The sequence below is a fragment of the Pseudohalioglobus sediminis genome (assembly GCF_008370495.1).
In the GTDB taxonomy this organism is placed as follows: domain Bacteria; phylum Pseudomonadota; class Gammaproteobacteria; order Pseudomonadales; family Halieaceae; genus Halioglobus.
In genome coordinates this window covers 155,249-172,634 of the sequence record NZ_VTUX01000011.1, presented here as the reverse complement: position 1 = coordinate 172,634, position 17,386 = coordinate 155,249, and the positions used below count along the sequence as shown (strand labels likewise).

General features: G+C 59.7%; 15 protein-coding genes. 11 read left to right on the top strand and 4 right to left on the bottom strand.

The window, feature by feature from the left end; genetic code table 11:
- Positions 1-319: 319 nt before the first annotated feature.
- Entirely contained in the window at positions 320-568 is a 249-nt protein-coding gene (locus tag F0M18_RS19655; protein ID WP_149613164.1) for a hypothetical protein, read from the top strand.
- Between the two features lie 108 nt (positions 569-676).
- Here F0M18_RS19655 and lexA read toward each other — a convergent pair whose 3' ends face one another.
- Together lexA and F0M18_RS19645 are read right to left on the bottom strand one after the other, a co-directional pair.
- Positions 677-1,279 carry a transcriptional repressor LexA gene (gene lexA / locus F0M18_RS19650; RefSeq protein WP_149613163.1) on the bottom strand — a complete coding sequence of 201 codons (603 nt, stop codon included), beginning with the start codon at positions 1,277-1,279 and terminating at the stop codon, positions 677-679.
- 200 nt (positions 1,280-1,479) lie between these two features.
- Positions 1,480-1,791, bottom strand: a complete 312-nt coding sequence (locus F0M18_RS19645) for a DUF6763 family protein (protein ID WP_262501006.1) — start codon at positions 1,789-1,791, stop codon at positions 1,480-1,482.
- A gap of 279 nt (positions 1,792-2,070) precedes the next feature.
- Here F0M18_RS19645 and F0M18_RS19640 point away from each other — a divergent pair, with 279 nt between their 5' ends.
- Positions 2,071-3,174 (top strand): mechanosensitive ion channel family protein, encoded by a 1,104-nt coding sequence (locus tag F0M18_RS19640; protein ID WP_149613161.1) that lies wholly within the window; start codon positions 2,071-2,073, stop codon positions 3,172-3,174.
- Positions 3,171-3,923, top strand: a complete 753-nt coding sequence (locus F0M18_RS19635) for an S-methyl-5'-thioinosine phosphorylase (RefSeq protein WP_149613160.1) — start codon at positions 3,171-3,173, stop codon at positions 3,921-3,923. The genes F0M18_RS19640 and F0M18_RS19635 overlap by 4 nt, the downstream gene beginning before the upstream one ends.
- 31 nt (positions 3,924-3,954) lie before the next feature.
- Here the strand turns inward: F0M18_RS19635 and F0M18_RS19630 are convergent, their stop codons facing one another.
- Both F0M18_RS19630 and mfd read right to left on the bottom strand, forming a co-directional pair.
- Complete coding sequence (locus F0M18_RS19630) at positions 3,955-4,956, bottom strand: CsiV family protein (protein ID WP_149613159.1); 1,002 nt, start codon at positions 4,954-4,956, stop codon at positions 3,955-3,957.
- Positions 4,956-8,420, bottom strand: coding sequence for a transcription-repair coupling factor (gene mfd, locus F0M18_RS19625; protein ID WP_149613158.1), 3,465 nt, complete (start codon positions 8,418-8,420; stop codon positions 4,956-4,958). The genes F0M18_RS19630 and mfd overlap by 1 nt, the downstream gene beginning before the upstream one ends.
- Positions 8,421-8,593: 173 nt before the next feature.
- On the opposite strand from mfd, the gene F0M18_RS19620 reads away from it, so the two are divergent.
- The 8 genes from F0M18_RS19620 (at position 8,594) to F0M18_RS19585 (ending at position 17,374) form a co-directional block, all read left to right on the top strand.
- Positions 8,594-10,057 (top strand): glyceraldehyde-3-phosphate dehydrogenase, encoded by a 1,464-nt coding sequence (locus F0M18_RS19620; protein WP_149613157.1) that lies wholly within the window; start codon positions 8,594-8,596, stop codon positions 10,055-10,057.
- Positions 10,058-10,424: 367 nt separating this feature from the next.
- Complete coding sequence (locus tag F0M18_RS19615) at positions 10,425-11,768, top strand: Na(+)-translocating NADH-quinone reductase subunit A (RefSeq protein WP_149613156.1); 1,344 nt, start codon at positions 10,425-10,427, stop codon at positions 11,766-11,768.
- Between the two features lie 3 nt (positions 11,769-11,771).
- Entirely contained in the window at positions 11,772-12,968 is a 1,197-nt protein-coding gene (locus F0M18_RS19610; RefSeq protein WP_149613155.1) for an NADH:ubiquinone reductase (Na(+)-transporting) subunit B, read from the top strand.
- Positions 12,961-13,734: a Na(+)-translocating NADH-quinone reductase subunit C gene (locus F0M18_RS19605; protein ID WP_149613154.1), complete on the top strand. Its 774-nt coding sequence runs from the start codon at positions 12,961-12,963 to the stop codon at positions 13,732-13,734. The genes F0M18_RS19610 and F0M18_RS19605 overlap by 8 nt, the downstream gene beginning before the upstream one ends.
- Before the next feature lie 2 nt (positions 13,735-13,736).
- Entirely contained in the window at positions 13,737-14,399 is a 663-nt protein-coding gene (locus F0M18_RS19600) for an NADH:ubiquinone reductase (Na(+)-transporting) subunit D (RefSeq protein ID WP_149613153.1), read from the top strand.
- Position 14,400: 1 nt separating this feature from the next.
- On the top strand, positions 14,401-15,009 hold the full coding sequence (nqrE, locus tag F0M18_RS19595; RefSeq protein WP_149613152.1) for an NADH:ubiquinone reductase (Na(+)-transporting) subunit E: 609 nt from the start codon (positions 14,401-14,403) through the stop codon (positions 15,007-15,009).
- A 16-nt stretch (positions 15,010-15,025) separates the two neighbouring features.
- Complete coding sequence (gene nqrF, locus F0M18_RS19590) at positions 15,026-16,249, top strand: NADH:ubiquinone reductase (Na(+)-transporting) subunit F (protein ID WP_149613151.1); 1,224 nt, start codon at positions 15,026-15,028, stop codon at positions 16,247-16,249.
- Positions 16,250-16,345: 96 nt separating this feature from the next.
- Complete coding sequence (locus tag F0M18_RS19585; RefSeq protein ID WP_188109827.1) at positions 16,346-17,374, top strand: FAD:protein FMN transferase; 1,029 nt, start codon at positions 16,346-16,348, stop codon at positions 17,372-17,374.
- Positions 17,375-17,386 lie beyond the last annotated feature (12 nt).

Below are 17,386 nucleotides of genomic sequence, written 5' to 3'. Positions count from 1 at the left end.
AGCGACGTAGTCATCCAGGGTGTCAGGCAGCAAACTGCCCTGTTCTCGAGACTCTCCATCCAGATGGCGCATAAAAAAATACCCGTATCTTGCGATACGGGTATTTTGTCAGACCCCGGAGGTGTTTTCACACAGTCTCTTACGGGCCGCTTTTTTTTGCCTGCTGTTTTGGATTATCGAACTCGCGCCCCGGCTCGCGCGACCACGGCGCGCGGCTGCGACCCGGTTCGGGGGTGCCGCGCTGCGAATTTAGGACTGTCAGGCCTCCAATCCTGCTGGTAGACTAAACCGGCAGTGTTCACAAACAGAGGTCTATTTAGTGTCTGCATCCTTACTGGAGATCGTGGATCTGGGAGACGGTGAAATCGTATTGCAGCATGCTGACGACGATTCCGAACCGCTGGTGACGATACGCTTCTCCGACGAGTCACGCATGTACATGATGGAGAACAGCCTGGAAGTGGCCAAGGCAATGATTCAGGCCGGCATCCAGGCAGTGGCGGTGCTAGCCGAGCAGGGCGAGGCGGAAGCCGAAGCAAGCCCGGAATCGCCTCGCATTCTTCACTGAGCGTACGGCGTCTCTCCTAATTTGCCGGAGCTGGACAGTAGCTGCCGGCCCTCCTCAGGCGCCATTCATGCGCCCTGGCGATAGCCCCGGCGCGCCAAAAAACGCGCTTCAGGTTCCGCGACGCAGCACGCCGACGCTCAAACCCTCGATAGCAAACGCCTGCTCGCGCAGGTCCACCTTGATGGGCTCGTAGTCAGCGTTTTCGGGCAGCAACTCGACGAGGTGCTTGTCGCGACCGCGGTGCAGTCGCTTGACCGTGACCTCATCTTCGATACGCGCGACGATCACGTCGCCATTGTTGGCTACGGGTGTGCTGTGCACGGCGAGCAGGTCACCGTCGAAGATGCCAATATCCATCATGCTGTCCCCGGTGACCCGCAGGAAGTAGTCCGCGCTGGGTTTGAAGAACTCCGGGGGCAGGTCACAGTAGTCCTCGATATTTTCTTCCGCCAGCACCGGGTTGCCCGCGGCAACGCGACCGATGATAGGGATTCCCGGTGTGCCCGGGAGCTTGATACCGCGAGATGCGCCGGGGATGATTTCAATGGCACCCTTGCGTGCCAGTGCCTTCAGGTGTTCCTCGGCCGCATTGGCAGACTTGAAGCCGAGTTCCCTGGCAATGTCGGCGCGCGTGGGAGGGTAGCCTGTCTGGTCGATGTGTTGCCGAACAATGTCCAGCACCTGTTGCTGTCGCTTGGTGAGCTTTTCCATAGCCGCCTTATCTGGTTATTTGTACAGGTGCTGTGATTATATACAGGTATTGCCGCCGCTGACAATGCCGCGGGGTGATGCCTGTTTTGGGCTTATGCGGGAACCCGGTGAAAGTCTGTGCGGGAGCAGCACCGCGGTAGCGGCAGAGCGGGGTTGAGTAGAGAGGGGAGAGGCGTGTACCGAGGATGCCGAATCGGGGTCTAGAAATCCTCGACCCCGTACATCGCGTCTGGCTCAATAGAGTTGAGCGGGCTGTTCCAATCCTCCGGATGCATCGGCAGGTCAGGGTCCAGCATGTCCTCGTCGTCCAGTTCGAAGGCGGCGCGCCAGTCTTCCGGTGCTTCCGCGTGCTCGAGCAGCATCTCGCGCCAGGCGTCGAGATCGTATTCGGACACCTCCCCATCCAGGTACTGGGTCTCTATGGTCAGGGTCGTTGGATCCCAGTCAATCACTTCAAACAGGGCATTGGTTTGCAGATCCTTGTACCAGCCGCCTATCGCCGGGCTCAACATTTTCACGGGTCTGGCCTCCATCGTGTTCGCCTACTTGCTCGACCAACATATCACGCTGTTTGAGGCTGTCCATTATGAGATTAGGGTATAAATCAGCGCTTCGAAATTACCTTCCGGAGGGCACTGATTATTTCCAAAAAGGATCAAGAGCTTGCGCGTGACATCCAGAGTTGACTTCAAGCCGGGCGGGCTTTTATATACCCGTGCATAGATAAGGTGACCCTTGAAAATGAAAAAATTGTCTAAAAAAGCGCCGCGGCCAATGTGCCTGAGCCCGCGATGAGTGATCTTGATACCCGCTTGCAGTCCCTGGCTTCGACACTCGGGTTACATACCGAAAGCATGGCCGTCCTGCTGCTGCTGTGTGCCGGTGTCGCGGCACACCTGCTACTGGGGTACCTGGTTCGTCGCCTGCATCGCGCCGTCGAGGCCAACAGTTACAATTGGGATGATGTGGTAGTCACCGCGCTGGCGCGACCCCTTCGCGTGGTGCTGTGGGTCGTGGTGGGCTACATCGCCCTGGATATCTACACAGTGGGCGAGGGCTGGCAGGATTACCTGGTCACCATGTACGACACCCTGCTGGTCGTGTTGCTTGCCTGGTTCCTGCACAGGTTGATTGGCGGAGCGGAACAGGAACTGCTGTCTACCCACTACGGCGACAGCGGGTCCACGGATAAAGCGACGGTGCGTGCCGTGGCGCAGTTACTGCGGGTCGCTATGTGGGTGATAGCCGGCCTGATGATCCTGCAGAGCGTGGGCGTGTCGATTTCCGGGCTGCTCGCTTTTGGCGGCATCGGTGGTATTGCTGTTGGCTTTGCCGCCAAGGACCTGCTGGCCAATTTCTTTGGCGGCCTGAGTATATACCTGGACAGGCCCTTCACCACGGGTGACTGGATACGTTCCCCGGACAAGCAGATCGAGGGTACGGTGGAAGACATTGGCTGGCGCCTGACGCGAATACGGACCTTTGATCAGCGGCCGCTGTACGTTCCCAACGCGATTTTCAGTCAGATAGCGGTGGAGAATCCGTCGCGCATGCACAATCGGCGCATCTATGAAACCATCGGTATTCGCTACCAGGACGCCGACAAGATGGGCACGATCGTGCAGCAGGTGAAAGCGATGCTGCAGGCGCACGAGGATCTTGATCTGTCGCGGACGCTGATCGTTAATTTCGTCGCCTTCGGCCCCTCGTCGCTGGACTTTTTTATCTATACCTTCACCAAAACCACGGTGTGGGTGGAATTCCATGAAATCAAGCAGGATGTGTTGTTGAAAACCCTGGAAATTATTCACGCCAACGGCGCCGATGTGGCGTTCCCGACACAAACCCTGCACGTAGAGCAGGTGCTGCAGATGGGGCCGGAGCAATCAGAATGAGTATTTTAGGCGTTATCGGTGGTACCGGCCTGGACCAGCTCAGCGGTTTGCAGATCGTGGACACGCATGCGCTGGAGACTCCCTACGGCGAGCCCTCGCGGCCGCTGCAGGAAGGCCAGCTCGGGGGGCGCCGACTGTTCTTCCTGCAGCGCCACGGCAGCCCGCGGGCGATACCCCCGCACCGGGTGAACTACCGCGCAAACCTCTGGGCGCTACAGCACCTCGGCGTGACTGACGTGGTAGCGATCAATGCGGTAGGTGGTATCAGTGAGGGCATGCGCCCGGGCCGCCTGGTGATCCCGGACCAGATCATCGACTACACCTGGGGCCGCGAGCATACTTTTGATACCGGGGAAGACGACACCTTGATGCACATCGACTTCACCAGTCCTTACGATGCCCGTTTGCGCCAGGCGCTACTGGACGCCGCAGGGCGAGAGTCCATTGCCCATGCAGGTGCCGGCGTTCACGGCGTCATGCAGGGGCCGCGCCTGGAAACGGCGGCTGAAATCCAGCGCATGGCCCGCGACGGCTGCGACCTGGTGGGTATGACGGGCATGCCGGAAGCCTCGCTGGCGCGAGAACTGGGCCTGGCGTATGCCAGTGTATGCATGGTGGTGAATGCAGCAGCCGGTCTGGATGACAAGCCGCTGACGCTGGAAATGATGCGTGACACGCTGCATCGCGAGGCTGCTGTGGTGGGCCGGCTGCTGGTTGCGCTGGCGGCCGATGCGCACTACGCGCGGTAACTGCCCGGTGCCTCGAAAGCGGTCGGGGAGATCAGTCGGGTAGCGCGCCCCGCTCCTGTTCTGCCTGTGCCATTGCCTGTAACTGGCTGGCGTCCACTGGCGTGAACCTGACGATCACGCCCATCAGCGGGTGATCAATATAATGCACCTCGTTACTGCGCATGCGCCGCTTTTGTTGCATCAGCACCGCGTGCCGCCAGGGATAGGCCTCCGCTTCGTCGACCTCTGCTTCCGGGGCGAGAGCGCCGGTGCCATCGGTCGCATGAATAGCAGCCTCACTTTCGGGGCTGATGAAGTAGGGCTCTTCCAGTTCTTCCTCGGTAATCGTCTCATCAATAACCGAAGCTGGCCCCAGGGGCGGTGCGGGCATGCGCCAGTCACCCGGCAAGTAGCGGCCCTGGGTGTTGAGCCAGAGATTGGTCTCCACGTGCAGGTAGCGCGATATATGGATCTTGACGCTGCCCTGCAGGGCAGGCCAGTCGCCACTGTCGCCAGAGCGGTCGATGACCAGCGGTATGGCGTCCTGCTCTTCACGCACGGGCTGTACCCAGGTTTCATGAAACAGGATACGGTAGTTGCCGCGCCGCTCCATGTACGCGGTTTTGCCGTGGAACTCACCCTGTGCCGAGGGCAGGGTGACAAACGGAGTCGGTGCCAAAGCTGCTCCTGACACCGCAGGCTGATCTGTCACGCCGGAGTCGGAGGTGTCGCCAGTATTCCCGGCTGGCGAATCGCCGGTGCCAATCTCGCTGGCTGCGCGCAGCCAGAGCCGGCCGAAGCTGTCCAGTTCGCTGGGCCCACGGTGCTCCGCTACCCGGTCTCTTATCTGCCCCGGGTTCACCAGAAATCGCGCCGGCTCGGGATAGGCGAGGTCAGGCATGGCCTCCCACTGTTCGCTGTTGGCTCCCGTGGGATTGCTGAAAATCAACAACTCCACCTGGTACCAGCGCTCACTTTGCGCGGCGGAGGATAGCGAACCGGCCAGCAACAGAGGTGCCAGCAGAACAGAAAACTTGCGAGGGGTGTGTGGCATCAGGCGGCGTATTCCGTGGCTTCATTGGCAAACGTGTTGAGAAGATCCTCCACATACTGCACACGCTGCCCCTTGTCCGCCAGATCCCGCTCAAAACGCAGTCGCGTGGCGCCGGCAAGTTTATAGGCGCGAGGATCGGACTGGACCAGGGTCACCAGGGACATGGGGTTGACGCGGGTGGACTCCTTGAATTCGATACTACCACCTCGATCACCCACTTCAATGGTGCGTATTCCCAGTCGCTCAGCCTGCTGCCGCAGTCGCGATATCAGGAACAGGTTGCTGACCTGTTCCGGCAGCAGGCCAAAGCGGTCGATCATCTCCACCTGTAGCTCACGCAGTTGCTCTTCATCGCTTGCCGCGGCGATGCGTTTGTACAGCACCAGGCGGGTGTTGATGTCGGGCAGGTAGTCGCCAGGTATCAGCGCGGGCAGATGCAGGTTGATCTCGGTGCCGGCGTCCAGCGGGGCGTCGACGTCCGGGATTTCCCCGCGCTTGAGCGCTGCTACTGCGCGTTCGAGCATATCCATGTACAAGGAAAAGCCCACCGAGTGAATTTGCCCGCTCTGTTCGTCGCCCAGCAGTTCACCGGCGCCGCGAATCTCGAGATCATGGGTAGCCAGCAGGTAGCCCGCTCCCAGGTCCCCCGCGGCCTCGATCGCCTCCAGGCGTTTGCCGGCATCGGCGGTAATGGCCGACCGTGGCGGTGTGAGCAGATAGGCGTAGGCCTGGTGGTGCGAGCGGCCAACTCGTCCGCGCAGCTGGTGCAACTGTGCCAGGCCGAACTTGTCGGCACGCTCGATGATGATGGTGTTGGCGTTGGGGATATCAATACCGGTTTCAATAATGGTAGTGCAGAGCAGGATATGGTGCCGCTGGTGGTAAAAAGCGGACATTACCTGCTCCAGTTCAGTTTCCCGCATCTGGCCGTGGGCAATGCCGACCCTGAGGTCGGGCAGCAATTCCTGCAACTTGCGCGCGCGCTCCTCGATGGATTTGACCTCGTTGTGCAGGTAGTACACCTGTCCACCGCGCAGGGTTTCACGCAGCACGGCCTCCTTGATCAGGGCGACGTTGTGTTCACGCACGAAGGTCTTGATGGAGAGGCGCCGGGCCGGCGGTGTGGCAATGATGGAGAGGTCGCGCATCCCGCCCAGCGCCATATTCAGCGTGCGCGGGATCGGGGTGGCGGTCAGGGTCAGGATATCAACCTGCGCGCGCAATGCCTTGATGGCTTCTTTCTGCTTCACACCAAAACGGTGCTCTTCATCGATCACCAGCAGTCCCAGGTCATCGAACTCAAAATCGCTTTGCAGCAGCTTGTGCGTTCCCACCAGGATGTCGATCTCGCCAGCGGCTACCCGCTTGCCGACCTCGCGCAGCTGGGCGGCGGATTTGAAACGGGATATGACTTCGATATTAACCGGCCAGTCGGCAAAACGGTCGCAGAACGAGCTGTAGTGCTGCTGCGCCAGCAGGGTGGTTGGCACCAGCACCGCGACCTGCTTGCTGTTTTGTGTGGCGACAAAGGCGGCGCGCATGGCAACTTCGGTTTTGCCGAAACCGACATCACCGCAAACCAGCCTGTCCATGACCTTGTCGCTGCGCATGTCTTCGAGAACGGCATTGATAGTCTGTTCCTGGTCCGGTGTCTCCTCGAAGGGGAATGCAGCGGCAAAGCGGGCATAGTTTTCATCGGCGAGATCAAAGGCATAGCCCTTGCGTGCCTCGCGCCGGGCGTAGACGTCCAGCAGCTGGGCGGCGATGTCGTTGGCTTTTTCGCTGGCCTTGCGGCGCGCCTTGTCCCACTGCTCCGAGCCCAGGGAGTGCAGGGGTGCCAGGTCCGGATCCGAGCCGGCATAGCGACTTATCAGGTGCAGCGAGGCGACGGGCACATAGAGTTTTGAACCGCGGGCATACTCCAGGGTCAGGAATTCGGCTTCCTGTGCGTCCACCTGCAGGGTCTGCAAGCCGACATAGCGGCCGACACCGTGCTCGAGGTGAACGACCGGAACACCCTCGCGCAGTTCGTTGATATCGCGAAATACGTTCGCATTGGCCGCATCCGAGCTGGCGCGCCGGCGCCGGCGCTGGGCCACGCGCTCCCCAAACAACTGCGCTTCGCTGACCAGGGTCGGCTTGCCGGGCCCGAAATACAGCCCGCGGTCCAGTGGCGCCGTGGCGATGGAGAATGGCTCACCACTGGCCAAAAATGCATGCCAGTTGTCCGCGGGGCCAGGGGTCAGCCCCTGCTTCTTCAGCGACTCCAGCAGTATCTCGCGACGGCCAGCCGACTCGGCGCAGAGCAGCACCGGGCCGCCGTGGTCGTTGATGAAGTTGGCGAGATTCGACGCCGCCGAGGCCACGGTCTGGTCGCTGGCCAACTGCGGTGGCGGTTGCACCTCGGTCCGCCTGTGTACGGGGGCGTCGGGGTTGTGACGCAGTTCCAGTACCGGGAACTTCCCGAGTAGCTGGTAGAGCTCTTCCACGGGTGTGAAGCCGCGCCTGGGCGGTAACAGTGGACGTCGGGGGTCGATGCCGTATTCTTCAAAGCGGTTGCCCACTTCCTGCCAGAAATGCTCCGCTGCCTGGTGGTGGTCGCCCGTGGCTATCAGGGCGGTATCGTCGGGCAGGTAGTCGAACAGGGTGGCGCATTCATCGAAGAACAGCGGCAGGTAGTACTCACAGCCGCCCGGGCTGCGCCCGGCGCTGACCTCGGTATAGGTCGGGCAGTTGTCGTGATCAACGTCAAAGCTGTCCCACCAGTTCATCTGGAAACGGGTAATGGCACTGCTGTCCAGCGGATATTCGCGAGCCGGCAGCAGCCTGATGTCATCCACTCTATCGACGGTAAGCTGGGATTCCGGATCGAAGGTGCGCAGGCTGTCGATCTCATCATCGAGGAGGTCGATGCGGTAGGGCAGCTGCGAGCCCATGGGGAAAATGTCGAACAGCGAGCCTCGCAAGGCAAACTCACCGTGTTCAAAGACCGTTTCCACGTTGCGATAGCCGTTGCGTTCCAGGTTGCGCCGAAACGTGTCCAGATCGATGCTCTGGCCGGATTCCAGTACCAGGCTGGAACCGGCGACGTAGTGGGTCGGTGGCAGCCGGTGCATCAGTGTCGGCACCGGCACCACCAGAATACCTCCGCGACACTCCGGCAGCCGGTAGAGCGTTCTCAGGCGCTCGGAAATAATGTCCTGGTGCGGTGAAAAGTTATCGTAGGGCAGGGTTTCCCAGTCGGGGAACGCGAGGATCTCCAGTTCGCTGTCGAGGTAGAAGGGCAGTTCCCGCTCCAGCGCCAGCGCGGAGCTGGTATCGGCGGTGATCACCACCAGTAAGCGCCCGGCAGAGGCGAGTTCAGCGATGCAGCGTGCGTCGCTGCCACCGTAGAAAGGTCCTATCGCCGTGCGCGAGCCGGCCTTGTGTGGCCAGGGCGTGTCCTCGATGAGCGTGGTAAACATGGTTCGGGTCTGACTACTGACTGGGGGCGCGCATTGTATCGTGGCTGCCGGCCGGGGCTCCAGTCCGCAGGGGTGGCAGAGTGTGAATATGCCCGCAGAGCGCTTGCGCCGGCCATTTCATCGAACGATAATACGCGCCCCCAACTTCATCACCGCTCAGGATCGAGACTACCGTGAACGACCGCAAGAGAGAACGTCCAGACGACTACTTCAAGGATTGGAAACAGCGTGAGGCGCTGGCAGAGGGCATGATACCCATTGTCGGGAGTCTGTCGCGTGAGCGTGATGTTAAGTGTTATATCTACGGCAAATCCCTGGTAAACCGCTCGGTAACGGAGATCATGAAGGATCACCGCTACGTGCGCCAGGTTGAGGCCAACGAGCTGTCTGAGTTCGAGACGGCTCCAGTCCTGGATGAACTGGCCCGGCTAGACCTGGGACCTGCGCACATCGATGTGGGCCGTATCGCGGTCAATTATTACGACAAGGGCGCTGGCCAGGGCATGTCGGTGGAAGAATATGTCCGCCAGGTAGTGGCGGAGGACATCGGTTCCAGCGCGCGCCCGCTGGAGAAGCCACAGGACGTGGTGCTGTACGGCTTCGGGCGTATTGGCCGCCTGATGGCGCGAATCCTTATCGAGAAAACAGACGGCGGCGACGGTCTGCGCCTGCGTGCCATCGTTGTGCGCAAGGGCAAGGCGCCCAATGACCTGGTCAAGCGAGCCAGCCTGTTGCGCCGGGATTCGGTTCACGGCGCTTTTGATGGCACCATCCGCGTCGATGAAGAGCGCCAGTCCTTCGTCGCCAACGGGAACGAGGTCAAGGTCATCTACGCTGATGGCCCTGACACCATCGATTACACCGATTACGGTATCGATGATGCCATCGTAGTGGACAACACCGGCGTATGGCGTGATGAGGACGGTTTGTCGCTGCACCTGAAGAGCAAGGGTGTGTCCAAGGTCATTCTGACCGCGCCGGGCAAAGGTGACCTGAAGAATGTGGTACACGGTATCAATCACGAGATTATCGAGCCGGGCGATCGCATCATCTCGGCCGCTTCCTGCACCACCAACGCCATCGCTCCGCCGCTCAAGGCCATGCATGACGAGTACGGCATCACGGCGGGACACGTAGAGACCGTGCACGCCTTCACCAATGACCAGAATCTTATCGACAATTACCACAAGGCATCCCGCCGCGGGCGCGCTGCGCCGCTGAACATGGTACTGACCGAGACCGGTGCTGCCACGGCCGTGGGCAAGGTTCTGCCCGCGTTGCTGGGCAAGCTCACGGGCAACGCAATCCGTGTACCCACGCCCAACGTCTCCATGGCGATACTCAACCTGACCCTGGGCAGGGAAACCACAGCAGAGGAAGTCAACGAATACATGCGCAATCAGGCGCTGCACTCCGAGCTGCGCAAGCAGATCGACTACTCCAACTCACCGGAAGTGGTATCCACGGACTTTGTCGGCTCGCGACATGCCTGTATTTTCGACGCCCAGGCGACAATCGTGAACGGAAACCAGGCGGTGCTGTACCTCTGGTACGACAATGAGTTCGGCTACAGCTGCCAGGTGCACCGCATCCTCGAACAGATGGCTGGTATTGATTACGCTGTCTACCCGAAATAGACCGTAGCCGTTCTGGCACCTTGGGCGCCCCTTGCCGGGCGCCCCTTACCGGGCGCCTGACCTCCCTGTCCTGGCTCATCCAGGTATTGCATACCCCTTTGGGGGTATTCGACTATAGTCGAAAAAACCGATAAAACCTGTTCAAAATCAAATAACTGGCGAGTATTCGTCGGGCTTTTGCGGTGGTCTTTTAGTGGCGCTTCTTCTATAATGCGCGCGGTTTGAGACGGGTGGTTTAAAACACCATCCCCTGGTGACGGGAGCGCGCCGAGCGGCAGCTCCATAGAGGCCCCTGAGTGCGGGGGGTTCACGTCGCAAGCGTTCTCCGGCCCATCCATACATACACTAGTTTCTGTAGGCAGATCGTATGATCAAGATCAAGCGGGGCATGGACATCCCTATCCAGGGAGCTCCCCAGCAAGTAATTGAAGATGCACCTGCGGCGCGCGCCGTTGCGCTAGTCGGGTTCGACTATGTCGAAATGAAGCCCACGATGGAAGTACAGGAAGGGGATCGAGTCAAACTCGGCCAATTGCTGTTCACCGACAAAAAAACTGACGGCGTGCGTTACACGGCACCGGCTTCCGGGGTCGTCTCAGCGATCAACCGTGGCGCCCGGCGTGTGTTGCAGTCTGTTGTTATCGACGTTGATGGCGACGAAGCCGAGACTTTCGCCAGTTACAGCGCCGAGCAGATCGCCGGGCTGGATGCTTCGGCAATACGCCAGCAGCTGGTGGAAAGCGGCCAGTGGACAGCACTTCGCACCCGACCGTTCAGCAAGGTGCCGGCCCTGGATAGTGAGCCCGCGGCTATTTTTATCACCGCGATAGACACCCACCCGCTGGCACCGGACCCGGCAGTGATCATTGCCGAACAGGCCGAGGCATTTGCAGTGGGGCAGGATGTCCTGGCCCGACTTACCGCGGGCAAGGTTTACCTCTGCACCGGGGCCGACGCCAGCTTGCCGCAGGGCAGGGCCGCCAATATTGAGGTCGCCACATTTGCCGGCCCGCATCCGGCGGGGCTACCCGGTACACATATCCATTTCCTCGAGGGCGTAAACGCCGGGAAGACGGTCTGGCAGATTGGCTACCAGGACGTCATTGCGGTAGGGCGCCTGTTCCTCGACGGTCGGCTCTACACCGACCGCGTCATCGCCCTGGCCGGCCCACAGGTGGAAAAGCCTCGCCTGCTGCGCACACGCCTGGGGGCAGACCTGCAGGCCCTGTGCGCGGGTGAGCTGAAAGAGGGTGAAAACCGTATCATTTCAGGGTCGGTGCTTGGTGGTCGCGCGGTCGCAGCCGGCACTGCTTACCTGGGGCGCTATCACAACCAGGTTTCAGTCCTGCTTGAGGGTCGCCAGCGCGACTTCATGGGTTGGCTGTCTCCGGGAACAAAGCGTCACTCCAGCCTGGGTATCTACCTGACCAGCTTCCTGGGCACGAAACCGTTGCCTATGACCACCAATACCAATGGCTCCGAGCGCGCTATGGTGCCGGTGGGGCAGTATGAAACCATCATGCCTCTGGATATCCTGCCAACGCAGCTGCTGCGCTCGCTGATTGTCGGAGACACTGAAACCGCCCAGGCGCTGGGTTGCCTGGAGTTGGAGGAAGAGGATCTGGCCCTGTGTACCTATGTATGTGCGGGTAAGTATGAGTACGGTCCCATCCTGCGGGATAACCTGACGCGCATTGAGAAGGAGGGTTGAGTCGTGGCTTTGCGTAAGATGCTTGATGATATGGAGCACCACTTCACTGAGGGTGGTCGTTTCCAGAACTGGTATGCACTGTATGAAGCGGTCGATACCATCTTCTATTCCCCTGGATCGGTGACCCGCAGCACGGCGCACGTGCGCGACGGCATCGACCTGAAGCGCATCATGATCACCGTGTGGTTCGCCACCTTCCCGGCGATGTTCTACGGCATGTACAACCTGGGTTTTCAGGCCACAGACGCCATGGCGGTTGCCGGTGGCAGTGTGGAGGGCTGGCGCGGCTGGCTGATCGAGACCTTCGGCGGCTACGATGCCAGTAGCCTGTGGCACTGTTTCTGGTACGGGGCAGTGTTCTTCCTGCCTATTTACGCCGTCACGTTTGTGGTCGGCGGTTTCTGGGAAGTGCTGTTTGCGATGAAGCGCGGACACGAGGTCAACGAGGGCTTCTTCGTCACCTCTATTCTGTTTGCCCTGATCTGCCCGCCCGATGTACCCCTCTGGCAGGTGGCCATGGGTATCAGCTTCGGTGTGGTAGTGGGTAAAGAAGTGTTCGGCGGCACGGGCAAGAACTTCCTCAACCCCGCCCTGACCGGTCGCGCTTTCCTGTATTTCGCTTACCCGGCGCAGCTTTCCGGAGACACCGTGTGGGTCGCGGTTGACGGTTATACCGCGGCCACACCGCTGTCCATCGTCGCCTCTGACGGCATGGCGGCGCTGTCCTCGCAGATGTCGTGGATGGACGCCTTCATGGGTGCAATCCCCGGCAGTATCGGTGAAACTTCCACTCTGATGATCCTGATCGGCGGCGCTATCCTGCTGGCAACCCGTATTGCCTCGTGGCGCATCGTTGCAGGCGTTTTCCTGGGTATGTTTGCCCTGTCCACGCTGTTCAACCTGGTGGGCTCCGACACCAACCCGGCCTTTGCCATGCCCTGGTACTGGCACCTGGTTACCGGCGGTTTCGCTTTTGGCATGATCTTCATGGCTACAGATCCGGTGTCCGCAGCCATGACCAATGGCGGCAAGTGGGCATTCGGTATCCTCATCGGCCTGATGACCGTGCTTATTCGAGTGGTCAATCCGGCATTTCCGGAAGGCATCATGCTGGCCATCCTGTTTGCCAACCTGTTTGCCCCGTTGATGGACCATTTCGTGGTTCAGGCCAACATCAAGAGGAGGCTTGCCCGTGTCTAGTAACGACAGTATCAAGAAAACCCTGATTGTCGCGTTTTCCCTCTGCATCGTCTGCTCGGTCGTGGTTTCCACCGCCGCAGTCGTGCTGAAGCCGGCACAGCAAGCGAACCAGGCCCTGGATAAAAAACGCAATATCCTTGCCGCGGCGGGCATGCTGGATGAGAACAGCAGCGTCGAGGAGCAGTTTGCCAAAATGACCACGCGCGTGGTGGATCTGCGTACCGGTAAGTACACGGACGAGGTTGACCCTGCCAGCTATAACGAACGCAAGGCGGCCAAGGAATCTGACATGTCACAGGCGCTCAGTGCCGACGAGGACATCGCCAAGATCTTCCGCCGTGAGCACTACGCTGTGGTTTACCTTGCCGAGGCCGCCGATGGCGGTGTGGAGAAAATCATCCTGCCCATCCGCGGATACGGTCTTTGGGGTACGCTCTATGGCTATATTGCCCTGGAAGGTGACGCCTCAACCGTGGCCGGCATCGGCTTCTATGAGCATAAAGAAACTCCGGGACTCGGCGGCGAGGTCGACAACCCGCGCTGGAAGGCCAGTTGGACCGGCAAGCAGGTGTACGACGACGGCGATCTGCAGATCGAAGTCATGAAGGGGACCGTTGACCCCTCGGCCCCCAACGCTGAATACAAAATTGACGGCCTGGCCGGGGCCACTCTCACCACGCGCGGTGTATCCAACCTGGTCCAGTTCTGGCTGGGTGAAAACGGATTCGAACCGTTTCTCGATAACCTGAAATCCGGGGAGGCCTGATCGTGGAATCCGCCAAAGAGACACTGACAAATCCAATTTTCAAGAACAACCCGATCGCGCTGCAGATCCTGGGTATCTGCTCGGCGCTGGCGGTTACATCCAGCATGCAGGTCACCCTGGTGATGTGTGTGGCGCTGACTACCGTGGTCGCGTTCTCCAACCTGGGTGTATCGCTGATTCGCAACCATATCCCGGGCAGCATCCGCATTATCGTGCAGATGATCATCATCGCCTCGCTCGTTATCGTGGTGGACCAGATACTCAAAGCTTACGCCTACGCCATCAGCAAGCAGCTGTCGGTGTTTGTCGGCCTGATCATCACCAACTGCATCGTGATGGGTCGTGCCGAGGCCTTCGCCATGAAGAATCCGCCACTGCCCAGCTTTATCGACGGCGTGGGCAACGGCCTTGGTTACTCGGTGGTGCTGATAGCCGTGGCCTTCTTCCGCGAACTGTTCGGTACCGGCAAGCTCATGGGTTACGAAATTCTACCCGTGGTTACCGAGGGTGGCTGGTACGTTCCCAACGGCTTGCTGCTGTTGCCTCCCAGCGCATTCTTCCTGATCGGCGGTTTCATCTGGGTGCTGCGCAGCTTCGACAAGAAGCAGGTTGAGGATGCGGACTTCAAAATGGCTAAACACACCGTAGCAAGGGAGGGCGTGTAAGATGGAAGAATTACTGAGCCTGTTTATACGCTCGATTTTCATCGAGAACATGGCGCTGGCCTTTTTCCTGGGCATGTGCACGTTCCTGGCCATCTCCAAGAAAATTGACGCTGCACTGGGACTGGGCATTGCCGTGATCGTGGTGCTCACCATTACCGTGCCGGTCAACAACCTGATCTACAAGTACCTGCTGGCTGATGGCGCACTGGCCTGGGCCGGTTTCCCGGGCGTGGACCTGAGCTTCCTCGGACTGTTGTCCTATATCGGGGTGATCGCGGCCATCGTGCAGATTCTCGAGATGTTCCTCGATAAGTTTGTACCGGCGCTGTACAACGCACTGGGCGTGTTCCTGCCGCTGATCACTGTGAACTGTGCGATTCTTGGCGCTTCCCTGTTCATGGTTGAGCGCGATTACGATTTCACGGAAAGCGTGGTATTCGGCGCCGGTTCCGGCGTTGGCTGGGCGCTGGCTATCGTCGCCCTGGCCGGGATTCGCGAGAAACTCAAGTATTCTGACGTGCCCGATGGCCTGCAGGGACTGGGTATTACCTTTGTTATCGTTGGATTGATGTCGCTTGGCTTCATGTCCTTCGGTGGCATCGATCTGTAAGCGGGGGCATTGATTTATGGATATGACTATTGTTTTCGGTGTCGCGATGTTCACTGCGATTGTCCTGGCGCTGGTGGCGATTATTCTCGTCGCCCGTAACGCGCTGGTCAGCACCGGCGATGTACAGATAGAAATTAACGGCGAGAAAACCATTACCGTTCCCGCCGGTGGCAAATTGCTGCAGACGCTCTCCGAGAGCGGCCTGTTCCTGCCTTCAGCCTGTGGCGGCGGTGGCACCTGTGCGCAGTGCAAGTGCATTATCAACGAGGGGGGTGGTTCCATGCTGCCCACGGAGGAGTCGCACTTCACCAAGCGTGATGCCGCCGAAGGCTGGCGCCTGTCCTGCCAGACCGCGGTAAAGCAGGACATGAAAATTGAAGTGCCGGAAGATGTGTTCGGCGTCAAGCAGTGGGAGTGTACCGTCGAGTCCAATCCCAATGTGGCGACTTTCATCAAGGAACTCACCCTGCGTCTGCCGGAGGGAGAGAACGTGGACTTCCGCGCGGGCGGTTATGTGCAGCTGGAATGCCCGCCGCACCATGTCAAGTTCTCCGACTTTGAGATCGAGGAAGAGTATCGCGGAGACTGGGAGCACTTTGGTTTCTTCAACCTCGAGTCAGTGGTCAAAGAGCCGGTTATCCGCGCTTACTCCATGGCCAACTACCCGGAAGAAAAGGGCGTGGTCAAGTTCAATATCCGTATCGCCACGCCGCCGCCCGGCAGCGAGGGCATCCCGCCCGGGCAGATGTCCTCCTGGGTGTTCGACCTGAAACCGGGTGACAAGGTCACCGTTTACGGTCCGTTTGGCGAGTTCTTTGCCAAGGATACCGATGCCGAGATGGTGTTCATCGGGGGTGGTGCGGGCATGGCGCCGATGCGTTCGCATATCTTCGACCAGCTCAAGCGCCTGAACTCCAAGCGCAAAATCTCTTTCTGGTACGGTGCCCGTTCCCTGCGTGAGATGTTCTACGTCGAGGACTACGATCAGCTTGCAGCTGAGAATGAGAACTTCGACTGGCATGTCGCGCTCTCTGATCCGCAGCCGGAGGATAACTGGGACGGTCTGACCGGTTTCATCCACAACGTGCTGTATGAAGAGTATCTGAAGAATCACCCGGCTCCGGAGGATTGTGAGTTCTACATGTGTGGTCCGCCGATGATGAACGCGGCTGTGATCCAGATGTTGACCGACCTCGGTGTGGAACCGGAGAACATCATGCTGGATGATTTCGGCGGCTGACCTCCGCTCGATATTGCATCTTCTGGCCCGCATATTGAACGGGGCGCTGTCCCGTTCAATCTAATGCGGGCTTTCTGTTTTCCGGGTCAGGTTGGTATGAAGCGTTTCCCTCAAAAATGGTGTCTGCTGCTTGCATTGCTGCTGGTGGGCTGCGAGCGGCAGCCGGCGGTGTACCAACTCGCTGGTGCGACCATGGGTACCACCTGGAGTGTGACTGTGCTGGAGCCAGTTGATGCCGCGCCCGATGGCACCAGCTTGCAAAAGGGCGTTGAGACGATCCTCGAGTCGGTTAACGCGAGCATGTCGACCTATCTTGATGACTCGGAAATTTCGCGTTTCAATCGTAGCGCGCCCAACCAGTGGTTCGGCATTTCCAGTGAGTTCTACCAGGTGCTGTCTGCTGCGTTGTCCGTCGGCCGAGAGAGCGGCGGAGCCTATGACATTACTGTAGGGCCGCTGGTGAATCTCTGGGGTTTTGGTCCTCGCGGCAGCGAACTCGAGCCGCCCGCATCCGAAGCAATTGCAGAGGTGCTCGAGCGCGTGGGCCAGGGCAAGTTGCGTATCGACGCAGAGCAATATGCCGTGCTCAAGCAGGCGGACGTGTACCTGGACCTGTCTTCCATTGCCAAGGGCTTTGCAGTTGACCGCATTGCCCACTGGCTGGCGGAGCAGGGCATTACCGACTACCTGGTGGAAGTCGGCGGCGAGATGCGCGTTGCCGGCAGGAGCCCGCGGGGCGATGCCTGGCGCGTGGCAATAGAACGTCCCGACGCCCAGCGCTTTGCCATTGCCGAAGCATTGCAGCTGAGCGATGCTGCGATAGCGACCTCGGGTGACTACCGGAATTTTTTTGAGTTTGAAGGTAAGCGCTACTCGCACAGTATCGATCCGCGCACCGGGTATCCGGTGGCACATGAACTTGTATCGGTGACTGTGGTCCATGCTAGTGCCATGCTCGCCGACGCTTGGGCTACGGCACTGTTGGTCATGGGGGCCGATGCAGCCATGTCAGTGGCACGTGATCGCGGTTTGGCGGTATATTTGATAGCCCGCGACGGCGACAGCTTCCTCAGTCGCCACAGTGCGGATTTTGCGCCGCTGCTGGACAGTCCACCCGAACCCTAAGAGGCAAACGGA